Here is an 11,965-nt window from a genome sequence, read left to right as displayed (position 1 = left end):
GGAAGGAATCGCTATGCCATCAAGTCTTTTGCCTAGGCCAGACGCGCCATGAACACCCAAGGTGAACGTGCCAACCGTCGCATCCTCATCGTCGATGACACCGCCTCGATCCATCAGGACTTTCGCAAGATCCTCTGCGCCGATGAAGACGGCAAGCCCTCCCTCGATACCCTGGAGTCGACCCTGTTCGGCACCACTGCACCGTTGCGCCAAGCGTTCGAGCTGGATTCCGCCTACCAGGGTCAGGAAGCGCTGGCGCTGGTGAACAAGGCGCTGGCGGACAACGCCCCCTACGCCATGGTGTTTATCGACATGCGCATGCCGCCCGGCTGGGACGGGCTGCAAACCATCGAACAGCTATGGAACGTCGACCCCAACCTGCAAATCGCCCTGTGCACCGCCTACTCCGACTATTCCTTTGAGGCCATCGAAGCGCGACTGAAATACAGCGATCAGTTGCTGATCCTGAAAAAACCTTTCGACCCCTTGGAAATCCGCCAGATGGCCAGCGCACTGACCTGGAAATGGCAACTGGCCCAGGACGTGGCCCACAAGGTGCTCGGCCTGGAACGCATCATTGAAGAACGCGTGCAGGAACTGCTCAAGGTCTCGCACCTGTTGCAATACGATGCCCTCACCGAGTTGCCCAACAGCACGTTACTCGGCGACCGGTTGACCCAGGCCATCGCCCTGGGCCGGCGGCATGACTCGCAACTGGCGGTGATGTTTATCGGGCTGGACCGCTTCAAACGCATCAACAACGCCCTCGGCTATCCGGTGGGCGATGAAGTGCTGCAGCACGTCAGTCGCAGCCTGGTGGCGACGGTACGCGCTTCGGATTCAACGTTTCGCTACGGCGCCGATGAGTTCGTGATCCTGCTCAACGATATCCAACACCCTCAGCAAACCCAACACATTGCGCAAAAACTGCTCAGCGCCGTCAGCGCAACGCGTCATATTGCGGGGCACGACCTGAACGTCACCGCAAGCCTGGGTATCAGCATTTACCCCAATGACAGTACCAATGCGGTGCAACTGATCAAGCACGCCGAAACCGCCATGCGCACCAGCAAGGAACGTGGCCCCAACGACTTCAGCTTTTACACCGAAGACATGAACCGCCGCGCCCAGCACCAGCAAAACCTGGAGAGCGCGATGCGCCAGGCCCTGGAACGTCATGAGTTCGTCCTGCATTACCAACCCAAGCTGGATCTGGCGTCCGGGCGGATCGTCGGCGCCGAGGCGTTGACCCGCTGGTTTGAACGGCAGTCAGGCTGGATCAGCCCGGCGCAGTTCATTCCGGTGGCCGAAGACAGCGGGCTGATCGTGCGCCTGACCCAGTGGGTGTTGCGCCAAGCCTGCGAGCAAGCCCAAGCCTGGCGGGATCTGGGCCTGGCGCCGCTGCGCATGTCGGTGAACATCTCGGCGATCGACTTTCGCCAACGGGACTTCGTCGACAACCTGGCCGCCATCCTCAAGCAAACCGGCCTGCCGCCCGCCCAGCTGGAGCTGGAAATCACCGAAAGCGTACTGATGCAGAATGTCGACGAGACCGTAGACACCCTGCGCAGAATCAAGGCCATGGGCGTGCGTCTGGCGCTGGACGATTTCGGCACCGGCTATTCGAGTCTGAGCTACCTGCGGCGCTTTCCCATCGATGTGCTGAAAATAGACCAGTCCTTCGTGCGCGGCCTCAGCGTAAATAACCAGGACGAACAACTGATCAGCGCTATCATCGGCATGGGCAAGAGCCTGGAGCTGAACATCATTGCCGAAGGCGTGGAAACCGTCGAGCAACTCAATTTCCTCAAGGCCCACAAGTGTGAAGAGGGCCAGGGTTTTCTCTTCAGCAAGGCCTTGCCCCCCAAGGATTTCGTGCAGTTGCTGCAAGTGGGTTGCGCGACACTGATGCCCCATCCATAGCCCTAGGCCTGCAAGGAGTGCTCGCTTGAGCAACGTTTCTACTACCCGATTCAGCCTTGTGCTCGCGTTGGGCCTGTGCACCGGCGCAGTACTCGCGGCCGCACCGCTGGACGAAGCCCTAAAGCCGTTGCCGAGTGTTCCCCTACAGGATCCGGCCAAGGTTGAGCTGGGCCGTCGGCTGTTCAATGATCCGCGCTTATCGGCCAATAACAGCTTGTCCTGCGCCAGCTGCCATCACCTGGAAACCGGCGGCGCCGACAACAAATCTTTCTCCCTTGGCCTGGATGGCAAGCCGGTGCCACTCAATACGCCCACCGTGTTCAACGCCAGCCTGAACTTCAAGCAGTTCTGGAATGGCCGGGTCGACACCCTTCAAGCGCAGATCGAGCACGCGGTCATCAGCCCGGTGGAAATGGGCAGCGACTGGAAAGCTGTGGAATACAACCTGTCCGCCTACCCTGATTACCAGCGCGCCTTCGCGCAGGTGTATGCCGATGGCGTCAGTGCCGCCAACGTGCAGGATGCGCTGGCGAGTTACGAGCGCACGCTGCTGACGCCCAACTCGCGCTTCGACCAGTACCTGCTGGGCAACACCGAGATACTGACGATCAAGGAAAAATACGGCTACCAGCGTTTCAAGGAGTACGGCTGTATTGCCTGCCATCAGGGCGTGAATATCGGCGGCAATATGTTGCAGAAATTCGGCGTGATGGACGATTACTTCAAGGCACGAGGCAACCCGGTCGAATCGGACCTGGGCCGCTACCTGCTGACCGGCGATGAAGAGGACCGCCACGTGTTCAAGGTGCCCAGCCTGCGCAATGTGGCCGTCACCGCACCTTACTTCCACGACGCCTCGGCCAAGACGCTTGAAGAGGCGGTTGACGTGATGTTCAAGTATCAGTTGGGGCGCAATCCTTCTCAGGAAGACAAGGAGCTGATTATCCAGTTTCTCAGAACCTTGACCGGCGAATGGGCGGGCAAGCCGCTATGAGACGTTTTTCGCGCCGTCGTGCCAGCCAGATGCTGCTGGGCCTGATAGCCTTGTTATTGGCCTCTACACTGGTGTTTTTGTACCTCAAATCTTCCCGCGACCAAACAGCCACTTATACCCAGTCCCGGGACCTGATCCGCCAGCTTCAGCAACTCAATGCCCAATGGGACAGTGAAGTGCTCAAGGCCCGGATCGCGATTACCCACAACTACGATCCGCTGGTCACGCCCCTCTCGGACATGACCCGTATCTGGTCTGAACTACAAGGCCGCGACACCTACCACAACCCTGCCGACCTGCCGAGTTGGCAAGCCAGCCAGGCAGCGTATGTGGCCGCTATCCAGGAAAAAGCCCGGCTGGTGGATCAGTTCAAGTCCCACAACGCCGTATTGCGCAACTCGCTGGCGTTTTTGCCGACCGCCGAAGACGACATTCAAGCCCAATTCAACCAGATTGACGATCAAGGCCGGCTGCAAGTGCAAGGCGTGGCCACCGACACTTACGACCTGCTGCTCAGCAGCCTGGAGTTTGCCCAGGTCACCAGCGATGAACGCGCCGCCGATATCCTGGTGGGCCTGGGCAAACTGGCGATCAACAAACAGAGCCTGCCCAGTGAGTTCCAGGCGCCGGTGGAGATCCTCAGCAACCATATTTCGCTGATCCTGCGCGAGCAGCCGCTGGTCAACAGCCTCCTCGAACGCATTGCCGCCGTGCCGGTGGCCGAGCGCCTCGATGACCTGACCACCCACCTCAATCAGGACCAGCAGACCGCGGACCTCGTTGACCATCAATATCATCGCTACCTGCTGATCTTCTCGACGCTGCTGGTGGTGCTGTTGCTCTACCTGGCGGTGCGTCTGCTGCGCAGTTTCGCCGAGATCAACCGCGTCAATCGCGCCTTGCAATCGGCCAACGAAACCCTGGAGCAACGGGTGGAACGGCGCACCCAACAACTCAAGGATGCCCAGAGCGAACTGCTGGACAGCGCCCGCCAGGCAGGCATGGCAGAGATCGCCACCAACGTGCTGCACAACGTCGGCAACGTGCTCAACAGCGTGAATATTTCTGCCGAGCTGGTCAGCCGTAAACTGCGCAGCAGCAAAGCGCTGGGCCTGGGCAAAGCGATGCAACTGATCAACGCACACCAGGGCGACCTGGGCACCTTTCTCACCGAAGATGCAAAGGGCAAATTGCTGCCCGGCTACCTCAACCAACTGGTGGAAGCGATCGCCGTGGAGCAACAGGGCATGAGCGATGAGCTGGCGCAACTGAGCAAAAGCATCGATCACATCAAGGACATCGTCTCGACCCAGCAATCCTATGCCGGCGCCGCCACATTGCTGGAGCCGATCAATATCGGCGCCTTGATGGACGATGCCCTGCGCATGAACGCCGGCGCGCTGAGCCGTCACCACGTCACTGTGGTCAAGGAATACGCACAAGTACCGCAGATCCTCGGCGACAAGCATCGCCTGCTGCTGATCATGGTCAACCTGATCAGCAACGCCAAGTACGCCATGTCCAACCTTTCCGAGAGGCCACGGCAAATCACGCTGAAGGTCGAGGCCCAGGGTGAAGATACCTTGAAGATCAGTGTGAAGGACGATGGCGAAGGCATACCCCCCGAGAACATGACACGGATCTTCACCCATGGTTTTACCACGCGCAAAGAAGGCCATGGCTTCGGCCTGCACAGCTGCGCCCTGGCCGCAGTGCAAATGCACGGCCAGCTCAGTGCTCACAGCGACGGGCCGGGCCTCGGCGCGGTATTCACCTTGACCATTCCCCTGACCCTTGCCGGAAGCAGCTCATGAACCAACCTCCCAACCGGCGCGTCCTGCTGATCGATGACACACCGTCCATTCATGAGGATTTTCGCAAGATCCTGATGCCGGATACTGCGCCCAACCAGGCGCTGGATGACATGGAGTCGGCACTGTTTGGTGACGCGGCCAAGCCCCAGGCCCAGGCGTTCGAACTGCATTCGGCCTATGGCGGCGAAGAGGGCCTGGGCTTGCTCACCAGCGCCATGGCGCAGCAGCGTCCTTATGCACTGGCGTTCGTTGACATGCGCATGCCCCAAGGCTGGGACGGCGCGAAGACGATCGAGGCGTTATGGCAGGTCGCACCCGAGTTGCAAGTGGTGGTATGCACCGCGTACTCGGATTACTCCTGGGAAGACCTGCTGTTGCGCCTGCAGGCCCATGACCGTTTGCTGATCCTGAAAAAACCGTTCGACAATATTGAAGTGCAACAGATGGCCAATACCCTGGCTAATAAATGGGACATGGCCCGGCGTGCGTCGCTGCAAACATCTCTGCTGGAACAACTGGTTGAAGAACGCACCCAGGCGCTGCAATTGGAAATCAACGAGCGCAAGCATCTGGAAAGCCAACTGGTGCAGTCGGAAAAGCTCGCCTCCCTTGGGCAGCTCGCCGCCGGCGTCGCCCATGAAATCAACAACCCGGTGGGGTTTATTTCCTCCAACCTCAGCACGCTCGACAGCTACTTCACGCAGCTGCAACAGATGCTCGACGCCTATCAACGCAGCGAGGAACACCTCGCGGCGCCAGAACAGCGGGATCAGCTAAAGGTTTTGCGCACCGACCTGGAACTGGATTTCCTCAAGGAAGACATACCGATCCTGATCCGCGAATCCAAGGAAGGGATTGGCCGTGTCGTGCAGATCGTCAAAGACCTGAAGAACTTCTCACGCGTGGATAACGACCAGACCTGGCAATTGGCTGACCTGCAGCAAGGCATCGATTCGACCCTGAACATCGTCGCCAGCGAACTCAAGTACAAGGCCGACGTGGTCAAGCACTACACGCCCCTGCCGGACATCGAATGCCTGGCCTCGCAGCTCAATCAGGTAGTGATGAACCTGGTGATCAATGCGGCCCAGGCCATGGGGCCCCAGCGTGGCACCATTACCATCAGCAACGGCGTGGAAGGCGAGAATATCTGGCTGGAAGTGGCCGATAACGGCTGCGGAATTGCCCCTGAAAGCTTACAGAAGATTTTCGACCCGTTCTTTACCACCAAGCCTGTGGGCGAAGGGACTGGACTGGGATTGTCACTGTCCTACGGCATCATCAAGAAACACGGCGGGGATATCTCCGTCAGCAGCGAACTGGGCAGGGGCACGACATTTCGCGTGGTGTTGCCGATTCGCCAGACGGCGGCGTAGGGCACGCCGCCGAATCATCCTCACGCGTCGGCTTTTTTCGGGGTCGACCCAAACGAGGCAAAGCGCTTGTTGAAGCCGGCAATGCGGCCTTCGGCTTGGGTCTTACGCTGTTGGCCGGTGTAGACCGGGTGCGAAGCACTTGAAACATCCAACGGGATATAGGGATAAGTGTTGCCGTCGCTGTGTGTGTGGGTGCGGTCGCTGTCGGCAGTGGAGCCGATGAGGAAGTACACGTCGGCGGCGGTGTCGTGGAACAGTACGGTGCGGTAGTCAGGGTGGATACCAACTTTCATAAGGCCTCCGGGGCGTTTGGGTGCATTAGACGCGTTATACAGTAACACTAAATGCCCCTGCAAACGAGAACCGATTGCAATAATAACCGCTGGAAACGTTCCAGGCGTTCCTGGAAGTCCCTTTCCAGGAAATCGAGCTAATCCATGATTGAGCTCATCGGTTCAAACCAATCCGACTCAACTGCCGGTCGCCCCGAGTTTTGACTTAACCAAATCAGGCGTGGCTTCGTTGTGCTTCACTGCGTTGACATAGCCTTGAACGACCCCCACCAAATTCCCCCTCGCAGCACTGAAAAGTGCCTGGTCAAAACCATCAGCCCGAGTTTTATCGAACCCCTTCTTGGCCCCCTTCACAGCCTCCGCCAACCCCGCATTTGAGTCGCTGATGCCCAGGAGAATATTGCTCAGCCCCGGGATAAACCAGGTTCTCTTGCCGATCTTACCGGAAACATGCTGCAGGTTATCTTTGTTGGCGCCGCCCTGGGTGACATGGCGGTCGTTGGTACTGTCCAAGCGGTGATGGTGCCGTAGGGCTGAATAACCTTGCTCGGTAAAGTCCTTCCACATACCTGCCGGCGTGCCGTGCCGCGCATCACCGCTACGGGTGATGCCTTCAAGGTCGCCATTGTCATGGGCTTTGCCTCGGTGTTCGCCTGTAGTCGATAAAGACGTATCGATATAGTTAAGCACCCGCGCAGCGTTGAATGCGGCATCCGCTCGTGACTCAGGGTCTTTATTGTTACTCGTCCAATCACCCAGAAGTTTGTAAGCCAATGGACGATTAATATCTTTTTGATGGCCGAGGTTTTTGAGGATCGGATTGTCGTTGATGATTTCGTCCGCAGTGCGGGTATCACCCGGTGGACGGCCAGTGGAGATTTCCGGCTTGCGACTCACATTCCGCTCAGGTTTCTCGATACCTTCCATTCGTTGATGTTCTTGGGCGACTTGCTCTCGTTGGGAGCCGGTTAATTGGCTCTTATCCCAGTTGGGAATGATCGGGATATAAATCGAGGCATGATGAGTATTGTTCGATGCCGATATCGATATAGACATAGGTAAGTCTCTTGCTCTGTGGTTATACATTCCTTCTGAGTAACAGCGTCCTTAGTCTTACATTCGATGAATGGTGATTGGGCAGTCATAAGTTCCTCTATGAGGCTGATAGCTTTTTTTGTCTGGACTGATGCATAGACGCACAAATACGCGACTGAGCGATCAATCCTTGTCCGTGCTTAATCCAGAGGTGCAGAATGGGTGATCGACCTGAAGAGTCCGAACCCAAGGAAACCGTATGAGCCTGTCCTTGTTAAGCCGCTACGCCTTCTTTGCTGTGTGCGTCATTTTCACCCTCGCCAGCCTGCCCTTTATCGAACACGAATGGTTGTGGCCCATTACTCTGGTCACCGGCATCCTCAGCCTGATCGGCATTTTCGACCTGCTGCAAAGCCCCCACGCGGTGCGCCGCAACTACCCGATCCTGGGCAATATCCGTTACCTGGTCGAAGGCATCCGCCCGGAAATCCGCCAATACCTGCTCGAATCCGACAGCGACGCCCTGCCCTTCTCTCGGGCCCAGCGTTCGCTGGTGTATTCGCGCGCCAAGAACGAAACCGCAGACAAGCCCTTCGGCACCTTGATCGATGTATACCAGTCGGGCTTCGAATTTATCGGCCACTCCATGCGCCCGGCACCGTTGAGCGACCCCAGCGCATTTCGCGTAATGGTCGGCGGCCCGCAGTGCACACAACCGTACTCGGCGTCGGTGTTCAACATATCGGCCATGAGCTTCGGCTCGTTGAGCGCCAACGCGATTCGCGCGCTCAACCAAGGCGCCAAGCTCGGCAACTTTGCCCACGACACCGGTGAAGGCAGCATCAGCCCCTACCACCGTGAAAACGGTGGCGACCTGACCTGGGAACTGGGCAGCGGCTACTTCGGCTGCCGCACCAGCGACGGCCGTTTCGACCCGGAGCGCTTCGCCACGCAGGCGCAAAACCCGCAAGTGCGCATGATTGAAATCAAGATGAGCCAGGGTGCCAAGCCCGGCCATGGCGGGATCCTGCCCAAGCACAAGGTCACCCAGGAAATCGCCGACACCCGCGGCATCATGATGGGCGAAGACTGCATCTCGCCGTCACGCCACAGTGCGTTTTCCACGCCCATCGAACTGATGCACTTCATCGCCCAATTGCGTGAACTGTCCGGCGGCAAACCCGTGGGTTTCAAGTTCTGTCTGGGCCACCCGTGGGAATTCATGGGCATCGCCAAGGCCATGCTCGAAACCGGCATCCTCCCCGACTTTATCGTGGTCGATGGCAAGGAAGGTGGCACCGGCGCAGCCCCCGTGGAGTTCACCGACCATATCGGCGTGCCGCTGCGTGAGGGTTTGCTGTTTGTGCACAACACCCTGGTGGGCCTGAACCTGCGCGACAAAATCAAACTCGGCGCAAGCGGCAAGATTGTCAGTGCGTTCGATATCGCCAGCGTCCTGGCCATCGGCGCCGACTGGGCCAACTCGGCACGTGGCTTCATGTTCGCCATTGGCTGCATCCAGTCCCAGTCATGCCACACCAACAAATGCCCGACCGGCGTGGCCACGCAAGACCCACTGCGCCAACGTGCCTTGGTCGTGCCGGACAAGGCCCAGCGTGTGTTCAACTTCCACCGCAACACGCTGCACGCCCTGGCCGAAATGCTTGCCGCCGCGGGCCTGGATCATCCGTCGCAGTTGTCGGCCAAGCACTTGGTGCGACGCATGTCGGCAACAGAGATCAAACTGTTCTCGCAGCTGCATGTGTTCTTGAAGCCCGGCGAATTGCTCACGGGAGACGTGAACGGCGAGTTCTATTCGCGCATGTGGCAGATGGCGCGAGCAGACAGTTTTGAGCCCCATGAAACCGCTGCTGCCTGAAGGACGCCTACCATGTTGAAAGTCATCGCTGAAGACTTTATCAAGCCAGAGCACCTGGAAACCGTGCGCCCGTGGTACGCCGAACTGGTGGAAAAAACCCGCCAGGAACCGCTGTGCGTTGCCTACGATCTGTTTGTCGATCAAAAAGACCCAGGGCATTTTATCTTTATCGAACAATGGCCTGATCAGGCGGCGCTGGATGCGCACTGCCAGACCGAGCACTTCAAACGGTTGGTGCCGCAGATCAACGCGTATCAGGCCAAGCCGTGCCGGGTTTTGCTGATGGCCCCTGTCTGAAAACAGCCCCGCACTGTCAACTCTGACAGTAGATGATCCTGCTCGGATGCAAAATACTTGAAGGCATACACCCTGCCCATGGACGGCGCAACCATGCCTTTAAGTTTAGCCTCATTACTACTCGTCTCCCTCCCGCTAGTGGCCGTAGCCCAGAATGATCCGGTCGAGGACCTACTAGCGAAAATGAGCCTTGAAGAAAAAATCGACCAGCTCAGCCAACTCAGTATCCAGAGCACGCCTACCGGCCCCGTCATTGATCAAGGCGAACAGACGCAGATGCCAGTGGCCCTCGTGGGCTCGGTACTGGGGGCCAGCAGCGCGCAAGCTACCCGTCAGTTGCAGGAGCAGGTGGTTAACGGTTCCCGGCTGCATATCCCCTTGTTATTCGCTTATGACGTCGTGCACGGTTTTCGTACAGTGTTCCCGGTCCCCCTGGCGCTAGCCTCAGCCTGGGACCCGGACTTGGCCCAACGAACCGCTCGCGTGGCGGCCGTTGAGGCCACCGCCAGTGGCGTGCATTGGACCTTTGCGCCCATGGTCGATATTAGCCGTGACCCGCGTTGGGGCCGCGTGGTGGAAGGTGCTGGCGAAGATCCGTTCCTTGGCTCTGCATTGGCCGCCGCACTTGTGCACGGGTTCCAGGGTGCAGGTGCACCTGACATCTCATCCATGCTCGCTACGGCAAAACACTTTGTCGCCTACGGGGCTGCCGAAGGCGGTCGAGACTACAACGTCGCCGATCTGTCGGAGCGGACACTGAGAGAGGTTTACTTGCCTCCCTTCCAGGCAGCCGTCGCGGCCGGCGTCGATGCAATCATGCCGTCGTTCAACGAGCTGGCCGGCGTTCCCATGCACAGCCATACCGCCCTGCTGACCGGTCTGTTGCGCAAGCAGTGGGGGTTCGCCGGCTTGCTGGTCAGTGATTTCAATGCTGTCTGGGAACTGGGGCCACAAGGTATCGCCGGCACGCCAGCCGACACCGCACGGCTGGCGTTCAATGCCGGGGTGGATATCGAGATGGCCAGTCAATCCTATCGCCTGCACCTGCCGACACTGGTGCGCAACGGCCAGGTGTCGCGTAAAAACCTGGATGACGCTGTGCGTCGCGTCCTCAAAGCCAAGCAGCGCCTGGGACTGTTCGATGATCCCTACCGGTACAGCGACGAAGCCCGCGAGCAGGCCAGCCAGCTAACGCCACAGCACCGTGCCCTGGCTCGAGAATCGGCACAGAAATCTATCGTCTTACTAAAAAACAACGACGCGCTGCTGCCGCTCTCCAAACAACCGGGCAAGGTCCTGGTGGTCGGCAGCCTCGCTTCGGACGCCAGCGCCACCATCGGCCCTTGGGCCGGGGCTGCCAACCCCGAAGACTCCGTCACGGTCTTGCAAGGCCTGCGCAATGCGGTAGCCCCTGGCACCGAGATTACTTACCTGCCCGGCGCTTCGCCCGTCAGCCCGCACCTCCAGGACATCACGCGGGTCGAAACAATCGCGCGTGACAGCGACCTGATAATCGCCGTACTCGGAGAAACCGCAGAACAGAGCGGCGAAGCCCATAGCCGCGCCGAACTCGGTCTACCGGGCGGGCAAAATGCGCTACTAAACTCATTACTGGAGACAGGGAAACCCTTGGTCATCGTCCTCATGAACGGCCGCCCCCTAGTGCTCGATGCTTCAGTGCAACAAGCCCATGCATTGCTCGAAACCTGGTTTTTGGGCAGCGAAACCGGAAATGCCGTGGCCGATGTGCTGTTTGGTGACGTCAACCCCAGCGGCAAGCTGCCAATGACCTTCCCTCGCCATGTGGGGCAGATACCCATTTACTACGCGCATAAAAATACAGGCCGCCCACCCAGCGGTGATGGCAGTTACGCATCCGCCTATATCGATGTGCCCTGGACACCGCTCTATCCATTTGGCTTCGGCCTGAGCTACACCTCGTTCAGCTACTCCTCCCCTCGCCTTAGTCACACTCGACTGGCGTCCACACAAACGCTGGGGGTTGAGGTCACCGTCACCAACACCGGCAAACGGGCAGGCGATGAAATCGTCCAATTATACCTGCGCGATGACGTTGCCAGCGTCACCCGCCCAGTGCGCCGACTACGGGGTTTTCGCAAAATTCATTTGGCACCGGGCGAAAGTCGCAGCGTCAGTTTCTCCCTGGGCCAACAGGACTTTGCCTTGCTCGACGAGCATTTTTCACCGAAGGTCGAAGCTGGCGGTTTTACCGTCTTCGTCGGGCCGGATTCGACTACTGCCAACCAGGCGCATTTCGAGGTGAGTGATACGCGTCAGTTGTTTATTCCAGGCCAGCCTGCGAAATGAACGGCGAGTCCTATTTGGGCATTTGG

Annotated in this window: 9 protein-coding genes; 7 read left to right on the top strand and 2 right to left on the bottom strand. The window is 58.7% G+C overall.

Translation table 11 applies throughout. The features are described 5' to 3' along the window. Positions 1–48: 48 nt before the first annotated feature. The 4 genes from E4O97_RS09020 to E4O97_RS09005 are packed head-to-tail and all read left to right on the top strand — an operon-like array spanning position 49 to position 6,107. On the top strand, positions 49–1,923 hold the full coding sequence (locus E4O97_RS09020) for a GGDEF and EAL domain-containing protein (protein ID WP_248161187.1): 1,875 nt from the start codon (positions 49–51) through the stop codon (positions 1,921–1,923). A gap of 58 nt (positions 1,924–1,981) precedes the next feature. Further along, entirely contained in the window at positions 1,982–2,917 is a 936-nt protein-coding gene (locus E4O97_RS09015; protein ID WP_236648086.1) for a cytochrome c peroxidase, read from the top strand. Beyond that, positions 2,914–4,731, top strand: a complete 1,818-nt coding sequence (locus E4O97_RS09010; protein WP_216090807.1) for a DAHL domain-containing protein — start codon at positions 2,914–2,916, stop codon at positions 4,729–4,731. The genes E4O97_RS09015 and E4O97_RS09010 overlap by 4 nt, the downstream gene beginning before the upstream one ends. Then, the gene (locus E4O97_RS09005) at positions 4,728–6,107 is read left to right on the top strand and encodes an ATP-binding protein (protein ID WP_248161185.1); all 1,380 of its coding nucleotides are present in this window, start codon (positions 4,728–4,730) and stop codon (positions 6,105–6,107) included. The genes E4O97_RS09010 and E4O97_RS09005 overlap by 4 nt, the downstream gene beginning before the upstream one ends. 20 nt (positions 6,108–6,127) lie before the next feature. Here the strand turns inward: E4O97_RS09005 and E4O97_RS09000 are convergent, their stop codons facing one another. Both E4O97_RS09000 and E4O97_RS08995 read right to left on the bottom strand, forming a co-directional pair. After that, the gene (locus E4O97_RS09000) at positions 6,128–6,400 is read right to left on the bottom strand and encodes a type B 50S ribosomal protein L31 (protein WP_248161183.1); all 273 of its coding nucleotides are present in this window, start codon (positions 6,398–6,400) and stop codon (positions 6,128–6,130) included. Positions 6,401–6,577: 177 nt separating this feature from the next. Continuing rightward, entirely contained in the window at positions 6,578–7,456 is an 879-nt protein-coding gene (locus tag E4O97_RS08995; RefSeq protein ID WP_228309388.1) for a hypothetical protein, read from the bottom strand. Positions 7,457–7,694: 238 nt separating this feature from the next. Between E4O97_RS08995 and E4O97_RS08990 the strand changes: the two genes are divergently transcribed. From E4O97_RS08990 to E4O97_RS08980, 3 genes are all read left to right on the top strand, one after another. Further along, complete coding sequence (locus tag E4O97_RS08990) at positions 7,695–9,314, top strand: FMN-binding glutamate synthase family protein (RefSeq protein ID WP_078820385.1); 1,620 nt, start codon at positions 7,695–7,697, stop codon at positions 9,312–9,314. Between the two features lie 12 nt (positions 9,315–9,326). After that, a complete protein-coding gene (locus tag E4O97_RS08985; protein ID WP_032877566.1) occupies positions 9,327–9,611 on the top strand; it encodes a putative quinol monooxygenase in 285 nt (94 codons plus the stop codon). A 78-nt stretch (positions 9,612–9,689) separates the two neighbouring features. Then, positions 9,690–11,939, top strand: coding sequence for a glycoside hydrolase family 3 N-terminal domain-containing protein (locus tag E4O97_RS08980; RefSeq protein WP_348984550.1), 2,250 nt, complete (start codon positions 9,690–9,692; stop codon positions 11,937–11,939). Positions 11,940–11,965: the final 26 nt, after the last annotated feature.

This window comes from Pseudomonas sp. W15Feb34 (genome assembly GCF_023127765.1).
GTDB lineage: Bacteria > Pseudomonadota > Gammaproteobacteria > Pseudomonadales > Pseudomonadaceae > Aquipseudomonas > Aquipseudomonas synxantha_A.
The sequence above is the reverse complement of the archived record's forward strand: the minus strand, read 5'-3'. Positions and strand labels throughout refer to the sequence as shown.

Excerpts from the sequence above, each read along its gene's own strand:
- E4O97_RS09020 (WP_248161187.1), top strand. The coding sequence starts at position 49 with ATGAACACCCAAGGTGAACGTGCCAACCGTCGCATCCTCATCGTCGAT.
- E4O97_RS09010 (WP_216090807.1), top strand. The coding sequence starts at position 2,914 with ATGAGACGTTTTTCGCGCCGTCGTGCCAGCCAGATGCTGCTGGGCCTG.
- E4O97_RS09005 (WP_248161185.1), top strand. The coding sequence starts at position 4,728 with ATGAACCAACCTCCCAACCGGCGCGTCCTGCTGATCGATGACACACCG.
- E4O97_RS09000 (WP_248161183.1), bottom strand. The coding sequence starts at position 6,400 with ATGAAAGTTGGTATCCACCCTGACTACCGCACCGTACTGTTCCACGAC.
- E4O97_RS08995 (WP_228309388.1), bottom strand. The coding sequence starts at position 7,456 with ATGTCTATATCGATATCGGCATCGAACAATACTCATCATGCCTCGATT.
- E4O97_RS08990 (WP_078820385.1), top strand. The coding sequence starts at position 7,695 with ATGAGCCTGTCCTTGTTAAGCCGCTACGCCTTCTTTGCTGTGTGCGTC.
- E4O97_RS08985 (WP_032877566.1), top strand. The coding sequence starts at position 9,327 with ATGTTGAAAGTCATCGCTGAAGACTTTATCAAGCCAGAGCACCTGGAA.
- E4O97_RS08980 (WP_348984550.1), top strand. The coding sequence starts at position 9,690 with ATGGACGGCGCAACCATGCCTTTAAGTTTAGCCTCATTACTACTCGTC.